This is a genomic window from Methylacidimicrobium cyclopophantes, assembly GCF_902143385.2.
GTDB lineage: Bacteria > Verrucomicrobiota > Verrucomicrobiia > Methylacidiphilales > Methylacidiphilaceae > Methylacidimicrobium > Methylacidimicrobium cyclopophantes.
Genome location: NZ_CABFUZ020000246.1, coordinates 1 through 12,715, shown reverse-complemented (window position 1 = coordinate 12,715; position 12,715 = coordinate 1). Strand labels below are relative to the sequence as shown.

15 protein-coding genes are annotated in these 12,715 nt (G+C 60.9%); 4 read left to right on the top strand and 11 right to left on the bottom strand.

Translation table 11 applies throughout. From position 1 onward, the window contains the following. Positions 1-72: 72 nt before the first annotated feature. A complete protein-coding gene (locus tag FN369_RS09710) occupies positions 73-393 on the bottom strand; it encodes an NIPSNAP family protein (protein ID WP_142525944.1) in 321 nt (106 codons plus the stop codon). Positions 394-509: 116 nt separating this feature from the next. Here FN369_RS09710 and FN369_RS09705 point away from each other — a divergent pair, with 116 nt between their 5' ends. Beyond that, positions 510-812, top strand: a complete 303-nt coding sequence (locus tag FN369_RS09705; protein ID WP_142525943.1) for a hypothetical protein — start codon at positions 510-512, stop codon at positions 810-812. A gap of 83 nt (positions 813-895) precedes the next feature. On the opposite strand, the gene FN369_RS09700 is transcribed toward FN369_RS09705, so the two are convergent. The 3 genes from FN369_RS09700 to FN369_RS09690 all read right to left on the bottom strand — a co-directional run bounded on the left by FN369_RS09700 (position 896) and on the right by FN369_RS09690 (position 4,907). Further along, the gene (locus FN369_RS09700) at positions 896-3,322 is read right to left on the bottom strand and encodes a YfbK domain-containing protein (RefSeq protein WP_142525942.1); all 2,427 of its coding nucleotides are present in this window, start codon (positions 3,320-3,322) and stop codon (positions 896-898) included. Beyond that, positions 3,319-3,903 carry an RNA polymerase sigma factor gene (locus FN369_RS09695; RefSeq protein WP_142525941.1) on the bottom strand — a complete coding sequence of 195 codons (585 nt, stop codon included), beginning with the start codon at positions 3,901-3,903 and terminating at the stop codon, positions 3,319-3,321. The genes FN369_RS09700 and FN369_RS09695 overlap by 4 nt, the downstream gene beginning before the upstream one ends. Positions 3,904-4,010: 107 nt before the next feature. Then, positions 4,011-4,907, bottom strand: coding sequence for an MBL fold metallo-hydrolase (locus FN369_RS09690; RefSeq protein WP_246189654.1), 897 nt, complete (start codon positions 4,905-4,907; stop codon positions 4,011-4,013). Positions 4,908-4,922: 15 nt separating this feature from the next. On the opposite strand from FN369_RS09690, the gene rpoN reads away from it, so the two are divergent. Continuing rightward, positions 4,923-6,311, top strand: a complete 1,389-nt coding sequence (gene rpoN, locus FN369_RS09685; RefSeq protein ID WP_142525940.1) for an RNA polymerase factor sigma-54 — start codon at positions 4,923-4,925, stop codon at positions 6,309-6,311. A gap of 45 nt (positions 6,312-6,356) precedes the next feature. On the opposite strand, the gene FN369_RS09680 is transcribed toward rpoN, so the two are convergent. The 5 genes from FN369_RS09680 to FN369_RS09660 are packed head-to-tail and all read right to left on the bottom strand — an operon-like array spanning position 6,357 to position 9,903. Next, positions 6,357-7,229, bottom strand: coding sequence for a hypothetical protein (locus tag FN369_RS09680; protein WP_142525939.1), 873 nt, complete (start codon positions 7,227-7,229; stop codon positions 6,357-6,359). Next, positions 7,226-7,870 (bottom strand): hypothetical protein, encoded by a 645-nt coding sequence (locus FN369_RS09675; RefSeq protein WP_142525938.1) that lies wholly within the window; start codon positions 7,868-7,870, stop codon positions 7,226-7,228. Before FN369_RS09675 ends, FN369_RS09680 begins: the two co-directional genes overlap by 4 nt. Before the next feature lie 16 nt (positions 7,871-7,886). Next, entirely contained in the window at positions 7,887-8,453 is a 567-nt protein-coding gene (locus tag FN369_RS09670) for a hypothetical protein (RefSeq protein ID WP_142525937.1), read from the bottom strand. Then, the gene (locus tag FN369_RS09665) at positions 8,450-9,460 is read right to left on the bottom strand and encodes a hotdog family protein (protein WP_142525936.1); all 1,011 of its coding nucleotides are present in this window, start codon (positions 9,458-9,460) and stop codon (positions 8,450-8,452) included. The genes FN369_RS09670 and FN369_RS09665 overlap by 4 nt, the downstream gene beginning before the upstream one ends. 26 nt (positions 9,461-9,486) lie before the next feature. Next, positions 9,487-9,903 carry a hypothetical protein gene (locus FN369_RS09660; protein WP_142525935.1) on the bottom strand — a complete coding sequence of 139 codons (417 nt, stop codon included), beginning with the start codon at positions 9,901-9,903 and terminating at the stop codon, positions 9,487-9,489. An 87-nt stretch (positions 9,904-9,990) separates the two neighbouring features. Between FN369_RS09660 and FN369_RS09655 the strand changes: the two genes are divergently transcribed. Then, positions 9,991-10,389 carry a hypothetical protein gene (locus FN369_RS09655; protein ID WP_178087796.1) on the top strand — a complete coding sequence of 133 codons (399 nt, stop codon included), beginning with the start codon at positions 9,991-9,993 and terminating at the stop codon, positions 10,387-10,389. Between the two features lie 198 nt (positions 10,390-10,587). Here the strand turns inward: FN369_RS09655 and FN369_RS09650 are convergent, their stop codons facing one another. Beyond that, on the bottom strand, positions 10,588-11,472 hold the full coding sequence (locus FN369_RS09650; protein ID WP_142525933.1) for a hypothetical protein: 885 nt from the start codon (positions 11,470-11,472) through the stop codon (positions 10,588-10,590). Between the two features lie 170 nt (positions 11,473-11,642). Here FN369_RS09650 and FN369_RS09645 point away from each other — a divergent pair, with 170 nt between their 5' ends. Beyond that, the gene (locus tag FN369_RS09645; RefSeq protein WP_142525932.1) at positions 11,643-11,822 is read left to right on the top strand and encodes a hypothetical protein; all 180 of its coding nucleotides are present in this window, start codon (positions 11,643-11,645) and stop codon (positions 11,820-11,822) included. 35 nt (positions 11,823-11,857) lie between these two features. On the opposite strand, the gene FN369_RS09640 is transcribed toward FN369_RS09645, so the two are convergent. Then, the coding region (locus FN369_RS09640) for a sigma factor (RefSeq protein ID WP_142525931.1) at positions 11,858-12,715 on the bottom strand (858 nt) is incomplete at its 5' end.

Sequence of the window (12,715 nt, the reverse complement as noted above, 5' to 3'; positions counted from 1 at the left end):
CAGCGATGCTAAGGGCTTCCCTCCCAGAACGCAACGGAGCGATCGCCGACCTCCGGAAAGCCCTTCGAGCGATCACTGGAGCCTCGATCCCGGCGTCGGCTCGAGCAGGGATACTTGAAGGCCTTGGGCTTCCATGAGCTCGTCGCACTTGGGCCCAAACCGCTCTTCCCACTCGGAGCTTCCGTAGACCGCTTGGCAGATCCGTTCTCGCTCCCGTTCGTTCGCAAAGGCTCGGATCCAGACGTATCGGCTCGGATCCTGCGGCACGGTGAAGGAGCCGACCACGGTCACCCCCTTGCTCGCTTGAAAGGGCAAAAGCTCCTCGTCCATGAAACGGACGAACTCCTGCAGACATCCGGGCTTGATGCGATATTCCCGCAGCTCGTAGATCATCCAGCGATGCTAAGGGCTTCCCGCCGAGAATGCAACGGAGCGACCGCACATCCGATTGCCACTTTCTTTCTTCTTGCCTTTCGAAAGCCGCAAGCGAGTCTCTTCCAAAAGGCCGGATGAGCTACGAAGAGTTTCTCAAAACACTCGTCGACCCGACGGGCGGCATCCCCTCGGGTTTGCGTCCCCCTCTCGAAGCCCTTTGGCACGATCGAGCAGGAGAGTGGGACCGGGCCCACCGGATCGTGCAGGCCCAATCGGACGCCGCTTCCGCCTGGGTCCATGCCTATCTCCATCGTCGGGAAGGGGACTTGGGCAACGCCCGTTACTGGTATGCCCGGGCGGGGAAGCCCGAAGCCACCTCTCCCCTCGACCAGGAGTGGGAGAGGTTGGTGCGGACTCTCCTAGAAGATCTGGGTTAGGATGCCGATTTGAGAAGCGATTTCGAGGCGGATCCGCCACACGAGCGACCATGGGTCTTCCGGGAGCTCTCCGGATGCACCCATCATCCCTCTTCGTCTCCCTCCTTGGTTTGCGCTGGCAAAGAGCTGGCCTGTTTCACCAGCTCGAGGAAGGAGCTCCGGTAGCCGTAGGGGTCTTTCCCTCGGCCCTCTTCGGCAAGCCTCCTCACCAGCTGCCAGCTGCTTTCCCCTCGGAGGGGGGAATTTTTCAGGAGTTGCCCGAAGGCCGCGACGGCGGCCGCAAAGCGGAAATCCTCCGAGCTCTTCTGCCACTCGAGCCCACGATCGGTGAGTGGAAACTCCAACCGCTCGCTCTTCTCGCCGTCGGGTTTCTTGTACCGGATCTTCACGGTGAGCAGCTCGCCAGAAGTCCCATTCTCGGAAAGGGGAGCACTCCCGCGGTCTTCTTGTTTCCAATTGGCCTGGTACTTGAGCGGATCGACTCCGGCATGGGGCGGTAGCTCGCCTCCCGCAGGAATGATCTCATAGAGCACCGTCACCGTATGCCCCGCCCCGATCTCCCCCGCATCCTTGGTATCATCGTTGAAGTCTTCCTTGGCTAAGAGCCGCTTTTCGTAGCCGATCAACCGGTGGGCCGCGACCTCCTTTGGATTGAACTCAACCTGGAACTTCACATCCTTGGCCACGGTGAAGAGGGTCTTGTGCAGCGACTCCCCGAAGACCTTGTGCGCCTCCTCCAAGGTATCGATATAGGCGTAGTTGCCGTTCCCCCGGTCGGCCAGCTTGACCAGCATCGAGTCGTTCAAGTTGTCCATGCCGAATCCGAGCACGGTCAAATAGATCTTCTTCTTGGCCTTCTTGGCGATCAGATCGAGCAGCTCGCTCTGGCTGGTGGTCCCCACATTCCAGTCCCCGTCGGTCGCCAGGATGACACGGTTGTTCCCCTCCTTGAGGAAGTTTTTCTCCGCCAATTCGTAGGCCATTTCGATGCCCGAAGCACCGTTGGTCGACCCTCCGGCTTCCAGCTTTTTGAGCGCCTCCCGGATCTTCCTCTTGTCGCTGGTCGGAAGGAGGACACAACCGCTGGCCCCCGCATAGACGACGATCCCCACCTGGTCCTTTTCGCCGAGCTGATCGATCAGGTAGTCGAGGCTCTTTTGGACCAGCGGCAGCTTTTTCGGCATACCCATCGAACCAGAGACATCGATCAGGAAGACCAGATTGCTGGGGGGAAGCGACTCCGGAGGCAGCTCCCGTGCCTTGACCCCAATCCGAACCAGCCGATGCTTCGGAGCCCAGGGACAGGAGGCGACCTCCATGTTCACCGCAAAGAGATCTCCCCCTTTGGGTCCCGGATAATCATAGGCAAAATAGTTGATCAGCTCCTCGATCCGCACCGCCCCTTTGGGGGGCAACTGCTTCTCCTCTAAGAGAAAGCGACGGACGATCGTATAGCTCGCCGTGTCGACGTCGGCGCTAAAGGTCGAAAGGGGATGCTCCCGCACGAAGAGGAACTGATTCTCCGGGCTGGCATCGAAGGCGTTCCGGTTCCAAGGGGGCCTCGAGTCGAGATCGCCCTCGGATCCCGCTGAAAATTCCCAACTGTGCACTCTGTGGCCCAATAGAACACCGCGCATTACAGCTATTGCGGCTTCAGCAGGAGCACCTATTGCGGCTCCAGCATCTACTGCGGCTCCCTCTACTGCGGCTCCCAAATCGGCTCCTCCGGTTGCCGGATCGGTGCTTGCCGTTGCCTCCCGCTCTTTGGGAGTGGCCGCCACCCGATTCTTCCCCCTGTGTCTGCGCCGATGGCTCGGCCGCGCCTGCGCCACCTCCTTCCGGGTGGTCGTGTCATCGACCGGGCTCGGACTCTGCTCGTGCGGCCGGGCCGGGAGGGGTTGCTCCGCCCGGCCTTCCGCCGCTCCCGCCATCCCATTCGGGCTTTTGCCTTGGGCCACCGATCCGGGAGGCGGAGTTGGGGCTGGCTTCGCTTCCTCGGCGCGAGCGCGGACAGCCGAGGGCGGGATCTCCTCAGTGCGGGTTGCGGATGCGACCGGTGGCGCATGGGTCGTCTCGTTTCTCCTCTCGGTCGAAGAGGCAACGATCTGCCTTTTCGCTCCGGCCCCTGCACTCCTCTGCTCCCGAGGCCACGGGTGAAAAATGGCGAGGATGAGAAGAGAGAGGGAGATCACCGCCAGCGCGGGGATCCAGAGCGGGAACTGCAGGAGCCGCGAGAGCCGAGAGGCCCATGGGTTCGACGAAGGCGCAAGCTCTTTCTGGGAAAGGAAGAGACGGCTCGCTTCCTCTAGGATCACTCGCCTCTGCTCCTCCAGCAGTTGAGGGAGCTCCTCGCGCGAGAAGCCTTCGCGAAGAAGCCGGATCGCCTTGCGAATCTCCTCGGCTTCTCCCTCGCCCGCGAGGAGGGCTTCTGCCTCCGCGCGCTCTTCTGGCGAGAGGCTTTCCGCTTCTCCGAGAAGAAGAGCCACAACTTTCGGATCCTCTGGATTCATAGACTTCCTCCGTCGCATTCCGAGGGCATCGCCTGAAGCTCCTCTTTGAGAAGCTCCCGCAATTTTTTCAGCCCCACGTGGAGCAAAAAGCCGACATTGCTGATCGAAACATCCATCACTTGCGCAATCTCTTTGTAGGAGAGGTCATCTTGAAAGCGGAGCCGAATAGCCTCCCTTTGCAATCGATTCAAGCTCTCGAGGCGCTCGAACACTTGGTTGACCAGGTCTCTCCTCTCGAGCGAGCTTCGAGGAGTCGGCTCATTGGAGGGAACGTTCCTCAAAACCTCCTCTGGGACGAGGGCCTTGCGCTTCCGTAAATGGTCCAAAGCGCCATTCCGTGTGACCGTGAAGAGCCAAGCCCTCCACCGTCTCTGCGGGTCTTTTTCCATCGGCAGGCCTCCCCCGGCCGAGTCCCGCCTTTCTCCGCGCAGTGCCTTCGCGAGCTTGAGGAAACTTTGTTGCACGATATCTCGGGCTGACTCCGAATCTCCAATGATCGAGTCCGCGTAGAGGAGGAGTTTGCCTTCCCAGGCGGAAAGTAATGCATGAAACAGGGAATCTTGCCCGGCCTCTGAGTTCATGATCCCTCAGTAGGACAAACGGGACGAAGAGCATCTTTCTTAGAATAAGAATATTCCTCCCTCCTCTGCGGGTTGCCTGGAGGCGACCGGATCCCGAGTAGCGGGAGCTACTTCCAACAGAGCGGGCTGGCGGGCGACCGCTCGGTCCAGACTCGAACCGACAGGGGGGCCGGGCTTTCCTGCTCCATCCGCTCTCGGATGGCCCTTTCCACCAACTCCGGCCGATTGCAATCCTCGCTCAGGTGACCCAAGACGATCTCTTGCAGGCTGCGCCGGGCCATCTCCACCGCAATTTGCGCAGCACTCTGGTTGGAAAGGTGGCCATGGCGGGAAAGGATCCGCTGCTTAACCGACCAGGGGCGCCGAGAGTCGGCTTGCAAGAGCGCCGGGTCGTGATTCGCTTCTAGGAGTAGGGCTCGGCACTGGCTCATTTTTTCAAGAACCAAGCGGGTAGCGTAGCCCAAATCGGTTACCAAGCCGACCGTCCCGGTCCCGTGGTGAAAGAGAAACCCGACGGGATCCGCCGCGTCGTGGGGGACGGGAAAGCTCTCGATTTCCAGATCACCCAGCTCCAACCGTCTCGCGGTTTCCAACCGCCGCCAATCGATCGTCTTTTCCTCCGCGAGGGCAAGCCAAGTCAATTCGTTGCAATACAAGGGAAGGGAATGGCGCCGGAGAAAGACCCGCAAGCCCCGGGCGTGGTCGGCATGCTCATGGGTCAGGAAGACTCCCGAAAGGCTTCCCGGATCGACGCCAACCGCCCGAAGGCGCTCTTCCAACCGGCGGGCGCTGATCCCCGCATCGACCAGCCATCGGCTCTTCTCCGTTTCCAGCAGTGCGGCATTTCCGCTGCTGCCGCTAGCGAGGATCGTGAGCCGGAGCATCCTTTCGAGGTAACGGAAAGAGGGGGAAGAGGCGAGCCCAAACGGGAAGGAAGAGCGGCCGCAGAAGAGCCGCTGGAGCCTATGGAGGACATTTTTTCTCCTGGCAGGAAGGCCCGTCAATGATTAGCATATTCCGTGCCTTCTCTAGGCCTTTTCCAGTCGGTCCGGCTCAATCAGTCTCTCTCTCCGCAGATGCAGCAGTCTCTGGCCCTGCTGCAGGCCCCTTCGATCGAGCTTCGCTCGGTGATCGCCCAGGAGCTCTTGGCAAACCCGGTGCTCGAAGAGGAAATCGAATCGACCTCTCGAGAAGAGGAGAGGGAGAGTTCCTTGGAAGCGCTCGCGGAAACGGAGGAGTCGTGGCGCGACTACCTGGGTCCCATGGAAGCGAAGGTCGGGATTCCCGATGATGCCGATGAGAAACGGCAATATTTCTTCGACTCGCAGGTGGTTCCGGAAACGCTGCCCGATTTTTTGACCCGACAGCTTCGGGCCACGACCGGAGATCCGGAAATTCTCCGCGTCGGAGCCGAAATCATCGGCAACCTCGACGGCCGCGGCTACTTGCGGGTCGATCTCGAAGATCTCTCGAGCTTGGCGGAACTCTCCCTCGAACGGGTAGAAGAAGCTCTCCGCTTGGTCCAGGGATTGGATCCGGCGGGCGTCGCCGCCCGCAACCTCCAGGAATGCCTGCTGATCCAACTGCGCCGACAAGGGAAAGGGAGCGAAGTGGAAGCCAAGATCGTGGAAAGCCATCTGGAGCTCCTCGCTCGGAAAAAATTTTCCGAAATTGCAAAGCTTCTTCGAGTCCCGCTCCCCCGCGTGGCTGCGGCCGCCCGATTGATCCGCACGCTCCAGCCTAATCCCGGGGGGAGCTTCCGCCGGACCGAGCGAGAGGCGATCGTCGAAGTCGATCTCCGGGTGGAAAAGATCGATGGCAAATGGACCGTTCTGACCAACGAAGCGGCTATCCCCCGACTGCGAATCAGCGGAGCCTACAAGGAGCTCCTCCACGCCGGCGGACAAGATCCCGGATTGCGCAACTACCTAAAAGAAAAGATCCGGTCCGGCCGCTTCCTTCTCAAATGCTTGCGCCTTCGACAGCAAACCCTTTCGGAGGTGGCTGCGGCGATCGTCGACTGCCAGACCGAGTTTTTCGATCATGGATTGAGCAGGCTGCGGCCGCTCACCATGGGAGAGATCGCCCGGCGGATCGGCATTCACGAGACGACGGTGAGCCGAGCCATTGCCAACAAATATGTCGAAACTCCCCACGGGATTTTCGAACTCAAGTACTTCTTTCGTCCCGGCTATCAGACGGCCAAAGGGGATCTCCTTTCCAACCAGACGGTCAAGGCGGCCATCGAGGAGATGGTCCGAAAGGAGGATCCGGGCAGTCCTCTTTCCGATCAAGACATCGTCGATGCCCTGCGCCAAAAGGGAATTACGCTCGCCCGCAGGACCGTCGCCAAGTACCGCGCGGCGCTCAAGATCCTCCCGTCCCACTTGCGCCGCTCGGCGGCGTGACGACCGGGACCATTCCGCAACCGGGCGACAAGCGGACCCGAGGGGCTATTCAGCCGCTTGAAGCCGCCGCGCTTCCTCCGCGGCCTTCCTATACCGCGCCAGCTCCTCCCGAAGGGCCTTCTCGGTCGCCTTTCGTTGCACGAGGAGCATGCGCTCTTCCTCGCGAAGGCGGCGGTGAAGCTCTTGCTCCTCTTTCAAAAGCCTCTTCTGCTCTTCTTTTTGCCGGGCGAGCTTTTTGGTGAGGGCCATGAGCTTTTTCTCTTCCGGAGATCGGGGGGGGAGGCGTGCAATGGGAAGCTTCTTGGGAGAAGCGGGTGGATGGGTTTGGGCCGCTGTGCTTTGGGGTCGGACCGGCCGCAGGCGAGACGACTTTTCCCGCGGAGCGGAAGCCGCTTCCGTTCCCGATTGAGAGGAAGCAGGCGGTGAGATTGCGGGATCTCTTGGGGTGATCTTTTGGCGGAACTCCCCCGGCAAAGCGGAAAGTTCTCCCACTGGAAGGCGATGGACGACAAAGATACCATCCAGAGATTCGAGAGCGTATCCGTTCGCCCGTGCTCCCGCCTTCGCCATCGATATCGGATCAATATCGTAGAAGATCGAGTTGACCATTCCCCGGACATCCGGGGTAGCGATGTAATTAGCACCCGCACGCTGGGCCATTGCTTGGAGAAAGGCATTCAGCGGCATTCCGAGAATGTGGTAGGCCTTTGCGGCAGCCTCATCCGGCCGTGCTAGCGGCGTCTCGACGCTCGGAGCGGAAAGGAGACTCCGACCGGGACGAAAATCGATGTCGAACTGTTGGAAGGAAGCAGCGGGGCCTTTGTGCGGTTGCGCTTCTCGTTCTTGTCCCGATGAGGGAAAAACGACGAAAAGGACGAGGATGCCTGCCCAAAGAGGGCAGAAGCGGAGCGCTTTCATCGTTCGGAAGAAGAAAATGGGTCGATGAAAATCTCATTGCTCGGTGTGCCCGACGCTCCGCTCGGACGAGGCCAAGGAACGCGCACCTCCGTTCCCTCTTCGTCCTGAAGAACGAGGCAATGGCGATCGACCTGGGCGATCCGAGCCTTGCAAAGCCCGGAGGGCGTTCGGATCACGAGCTGCTCGCCTGGACGATAGACTCGACCCCCGACGATCACTTCTTCCCCCTCGAGGTATCCCCAAATCGGCAGGTAGGAAGCCAGGTTCGAAAGGGAGAGGGGATGGTCTGCGCTCCTACCCGATCCCGTTTCAAAGGCGCCGCTTGCGGGCAGGCCGAAAGCATCCACTCCACCCGGAGGGGGAATGGCTGCGCTCCCCTCACCTTTTGGAGAAGAAGGGGCGGAAAGATGGGGCAAGGCGGATGGGGATAGCTCTCGAGGAAGGTCGGCTCTTCCATCCATCCCCATCGCCGCATGGGTGACTTTGCCGAGTTCCAAACCCTTCCTTCGGGCGGGAAAGAAGAGGAAGCAAAGCGAAACGCTTAGGAAGCTCAAGAGAAGGAGCGTTGTCAGGGAAGGCGTGATCTTTTGTACGGAAGGGCGATCGCCCTTTGTCTCTTGTGCGGAATCGTTCGGTTTCATCGCTCTTCTCTTGTCGTCATTGCCGGAGACCTACCTCAAAGGGTCGCGGACTCAAGAAGGAGAAAGGGGAGGTCGATGCGGTGGAAGTCGAACGGGGAAGGGGGAACGAAGGAGGATGGGCGAGAACGCGAAAGACAAATTCGGTCCGCAGGCTCCCAACCCGAGTTCCCGGAGGGCAGCCAAGGGAAATTCGAGCGAAGGCCAAGTCGCTCAGTTCCCGTTCGCAAAAGAAGAGAAACTCGACGGCCGCCTGCGAACGGCATTCCGCTTCCATCAGGATTCCTTCTGGAGCACGGCTCAATCCGACCAGGCGAAAGTCATCCCTACGCCGCTGAAACCGGCTTACGGCATCGACGAGCCGGGCCTCGACGGGGCCCGCGGCATCTTCCGCCCACTGAGCCAAGCGCCTTCGCGCCGCTTCGATCTTCTGGGAGTGCCGCCGAAGAAAGTCTCGGGACGCCTCGGCTTGTCGGCATACGGCCTCGCGCTTCTTCCCCTCCGCGCAGACCCATCGAGCAAGGGAGAAAAAGACGAGGCTGACGATCAGGGAAGCAAAAAGAAAAACGAGCGTCTTCCGGCTCATTGCAGATCCTCCCGACGCAGCGGGGCTACCAGGATAGCCCGGATTGGTTCCGCACTAGAACCCTCGCCCTTCTCCAAGGCGTAGGGGATGTTCAGCCCGGTCGGAATCAGCCGAATCTTTCGACCTGTGCTCCGTTCCAAGGCCATGCCGACCATCGCTCCAAAGGTCGCCATGGCTCCCATTCCGTCTGCGTCGAAACTCCGGATTTTTATCTGGACGCGTCCCATTTGCGTCGAGGAAGGAGCGATGATTTCCATCTCGTCCACGAGGAGCGACGGGACGGCGGAAAACGCCACCGCCGCAACCACGGGGCCGAGCCGGCTACGCATCGCGGACTCCTGTTCAATGGAAGAAGCGGCTCTGAGAATCTCTTCCGCTTCCTGCCGGAGACCAATGAGCCTGCGTTCTTCGGCTCCCGAATGCCACCAGCTAGGAGCAATGAGCGCCGGCAGCCCTTCGGCGACCAAAGAGAGGGATCCCAGCCCGATTGCGGTCCATCCGGCAAGGCGACAAAGGAGCTCGAGCGCCGGACCGAGGCTTTGCACGGAGGCTCCAAAAGGGAATCCCTCCTTCGCTTTTCCGTTCGCATCCGTCGTGGCGCTCTGCTCCATTTTCCGGAAAAGCGGGGGTTTTCTCTTCTCGGGCCGAAGCGGCGAATCCAGAGGAGAAAGGACTTCCGGGCTTTCCCTTCGCCGATGGCCCGAAGCCGGAAGCTCGTCCCCGGGGGATTTCTCCGATCTCCCCCTCTCTTCCTTTTCCCCGAGACTCCTCGGAGAAGACGGAATATCCTCGGACTTTCCCTCGGACGAAGGAAAACCCTGACCTTGGCGATCGGCCACAAACGCCTGCTCCCCAGGCGAGCCGCGCTCCACGCCAGCGGTCGGCGGGATGGCGCTATTTCCGACCAGGGGATCGTTCGCCTGGAGCTCGCGCTTCGTCGAAGCCAAAACCATTGGTCCGGAACCGAGGAGACCCCGCTCCTCTCCAACTCCCTCGTCCTTGCTCATGGTTCCGTTACCCTCCATAGGTTGGCTTAGCGTCGAGAGGAGGTCGTGCGTGGAATGCAGGCGGTGCTGAGAGTCGCCCAGTAGACCCCGGCTTCATAGATCACGTTGCCGGTCGCCGGCACGAAAACGGACTTCGGATCGATCCGAAGCCCATCAACCAAATAGCGGGGAGGCAGGGAGTGGATGAAAATCCGCTCCGAACGGAGTTCGGCCCCCATGGGCAACAGGCGCTTTCCATGTAAGCGAAGCGGCTCGGTGAGAACAAAACCGTTGCGAGAAGGCCGGACCCGAACCGGCTGAGAAGAGAGCAGCGGGTCGCTGGCGCGACACGGGACATCGACCGAGCAGGCGGGCGGAAAAGCATCCCGAGGGGTCGTCGTGCATCCGCTTTCGGACATGAGAGCCACCGTGAGGCAGAAGCAAGCAATTGGTGCCTGTCGCATATCGGCACAACCACGCCATCTACTAGGACACCGGGATCCGAAGGCCGAGGATCCTAGGAAAGAGATGTGGTCCGGCGGAGACGGAAAGTGGAAGGGCGAGTTTACCGGCCGGCGCTCTGGGAAAGAGGCATGGTGAGCCTCTCAGAGGCCATGGTTCTGCTTGCTCTCTCCCTCTCGGTAGCGAGGCGCTGGGGCGACATTCTCTTTCTGCTCTTCTATCCGATCTGGTGCGGCCTCTGGGAAGCGAAGATTCACTCCCGACCCATTCACTGGCTCCTCGGATGGCGCTTGACACCTTTCCCACGAATGTCTCTCGGGCGCTCGCTGGCGCGTGGGGTGCTCCGAGTGCTCTTCCCCTTCTTGCATGTCGGCTGGCGCCGGATCACCCTCTTCGATCTCTGCACCGGGTGCCGCTGGACCAGTTCTTCCTCGAGTCGAAAGTCGTCCCGGGCCGCTTCCATGCCGAAACCGCCCGCCTTTCGCTAGGCTCCATTCCCCAGAGTTCTGCGTCGAGCTCTTGCCATAGAAAGCCGCAGGAGGAAGTTGGCGAGGAAGGCGGGCCTATCCTACTGGGCTTCCGGGAGATCCCCTGGAAGGCTCTTCCGCCAAGCGCGATAGGCTGCTAGGCCGCAGAAGGGAGAAGGGAAGAAGCAATGTCCTCTCGCCCATGATCCGCTCCGTGGCTCACGCGAGGGCATCGGCTTGGGCCCCGCCCGCTTTCTCCCGTACTTCGAGGATCTGCTCGATCAGAGCGATCTCCTTTTGCCGGACTTCGCGCGCCTGAGTCAATTCGGCTTCGGAGAGCCGATAGAAGTCCGATTGGTTCCCGAGACGGCTCTCGGCCCGCATGCGGGCGACATCCTTGACGAGCCGATGCCGTGCTCTCTCGAGTTCCTCCAATTTGCCTTCCAGGGCGAAAAGCGCCTCGCTCGCTCGATTCCTCTCCATGCTGAGCGCCAGCGCCCGCTCCTCGGTTTGCGCGAGCCGCTCTTCGAGAGCCCGCAATGCGGCTTCCACGGAATCGGCCTCGGGCGGCCACGGCAGAACGCTTACGATCCGATCCTTGTTGAGCAGAGCGACCGCTTCCCCCGGCATCCGATAAAGCCTAGACGCGAGCCTCTGGATCGACTGGGCCGAATATCCAGGCAACCGCAGAATCGCCTCGTCCTCTCGAAGCGCCACGAGCGCCCGCGGCGGAGGGGCTTGTTCCTGCTTTTTGTCGGTCACACGCTCCGCACGATCGCGCAGCTGCAAAGCGACTAAACCGAAACCCGAAAGGAGACAGAGTCCGGCAGTCAACCCGCCGAGCTGGTCCAAAGAGTAGGCGAGGGGGGAGTGTGGAGCGAAGAAGCTCGCCCGGCCGAGAAGGAAACTCCCCGCAATCCAACCTAGGACGACCCAATTTGTCCTTGAATCCCGGGAGAGGAGAGATCCATGGGGCCACCATCGGCTGGTTACGAGATGCCAGAGAAAGATTTGCAATTGGCCGGAGGGCCTCGGCGGAGAAGGGACCCCACGAAGGGCAAAAAGCAGCGCGCCATACAGAAGGAGGAGCAGGCTGGCATCCATCGCTCTTTCCTTGCCGTCGCGCTTTACCTATGGCAAACCCAATGCCGCTTCTTTTGGGCTGCTGGCGAAAAGAAACGCCGGGGGAGCACGGGGGTTCTGCAAGCCTGGGAAAAGGGGCGGAGAGATACGGAGCTCGTTTTAGACTTCGCTATTGGAGAACGACGTAACGCATGCGCCAAAAGATTGGACACTATATCATCGACATCTCCCTTGCACTGCTCGTGGCGATCGCGATCGATCGCTTTGCTCCCGACCCGATCCATTCCTGGCTTCGCAACGGGTGGAACATGACGGGCGATGCGATGGAGGCCGTGGTGCATTGGATCGGTCGCCTCTTTCATGCTCGATAAGGAAGCGCGGCTACCGGGGCGGGCGGCGCCACTCTTCAGGAGTGCGCGATGCCCTCCACCCGATCCTGCCCCGAGGATGCTCCCGCGATCAATCTTTCGCGCGCCATTGGCGCAAGCGCGTCGAGAGCCTCCGCACCCCGGAACGTGCGCTCCCCCTCGACGTGCCAAACGGGATAATAGTAGCGGAGCAGAAGGAAGGGACGGAGCGGGGAGGGGCAGTCTCGAAGAATTTCCAGCCATTCTTGCTTCAGCTCCTTTCCTTCAAAGGGGTGCGCTACTCCCTGAGAATCGGTGAAAACCTCATGAAGCGTGCTCTCTTCCTCTTCCAAGCCCGCAGCCGATCCTGCCGTATCCAAGCTGAGCAGGATGGGCTCCGAGAAAGTCGGCTCCTCTCCTCTGTCCGCAAAGCCGATCCGGTTCTCCCTGCGCGCCCTGCGTTGGCCATAGTCGCTCGATGAGACGACGCGCGATCGGAGCGCCCCGGCCGCAATCTCATTGCGTACCCAATAGACGGCGTACTGGAGGAAAGAACCCGTTCGGCTCGGATCGAATCGTTCCAGGGCGCGATAGATGCCGATGACTCCATCGCTCTGCATCGCATCTCGGATCTCCGGCTTCTGCTGCCCACAAACCAATCGATGCACGATGGGCATGCTCCCGATCAAGAGCGGCTCGGCGATCGCCGCTAGGGCCCTGCGACGCTTTCTCCACTCGACTCCCGCAGCGGAAGCATCCTCTTCTGCCTTCTCGCGCAGTGCATTCCACCAGAAGATGTTCAGCCGCAGTCTGTCCAACGCATCGAGCACTCCTTGAACAGGGAGATCCTGCCTCGAACGAAGACGCGCGATCAGCCCTACGACCTCGGCCGCATTCACCCGCCGCTGGCGGCTCGG

What these genes read in the sequence shown, in the direction of transcription:
- FN369_RS09710 (WP_142525944.1), bottom strand. Translation starts at nt 393, where the DNA reads ATGATCTACGAGCTGCGGGAATATCGCATCAAGCCCGGATGTCTGCAG.
- FN369_RS09695 (WP_142525941.1), bottom strand. Translation starts at nt 3,903, where the DNA reads ATGAACTCAGAGGCCGGGCAAGATTCCCTGTTTCATGCATTACTTTCC.
- FN369_RS09645 (WP_142525932.1), top strand. Translation starts at nt 11,643, where the DNA reads ATGCGCCAAAAGATTGGACACTATATCATCGACATCTCCCTTGCACTG.
- FN369_RS09670 (WP_142525937.1), bottom strand. Translation starts at nt 8,453, where the DNA reads ATGAGCCGGAAGACGCTCGTTTTTCTTTTTGCTTCCCTGATCGTCAGC.
- FN369_RS09665 (WP_142525936.1), bottom strand. Translation starts at nt 9,460, where the DNA reads ATGAGCAAGGACGAGGGAGTTGGAGAGGAGCGGGGTCTCCTCGGTTCC.
- FN369_RS09700 (WP_142525942.1), bottom strand. Translation starts at nt 3,322, where the DNA reads ATGAATCCAGAGGATCCGAAAGTTGTGGCTCTTCTTCTCGGAGAAGCG.
- FN369_RS09650 (WP_142525933.1), bottom strand. Translation starts at nt 11,472, where the DNA reads ATGGATGCCAGCCTGCTCCTCCTTCTGTATGGCGCGCTGCTTTTTGCC.
- FN369_RS09675 (WP_142525938.1), bottom strand. Translation starts at nt 7,870, where the DNA reads ATGAAACCGAACGATTCCGCACAAGAGACAAAGGGCGATCGCCCTTCC.
- FN369_RS09680 (WP_142525939.1), bottom strand. Translation starts at nt 7,229, where the DNA reads ATGAAAGCGCTCCGCTTCTGCCCTCTTTGGGCAGGCATCCTCGTCCTT.
- FN369_RS09660 (WP_142525935.1), bottom strand. Translation starts at nt 9,903, where the DNA reads ATGCGACAGGCACCAATTGCTTGCTTCTGCCTCACGGTGGCTCTCATG.
- FN369_RS09705 (WP_142525943.1), top strand. Translation starts at nt 510, where the DNA reads ATGAGCTACGAAGAGTTTCTCAAAACACTCGTCGACCCGACGGGCGGC.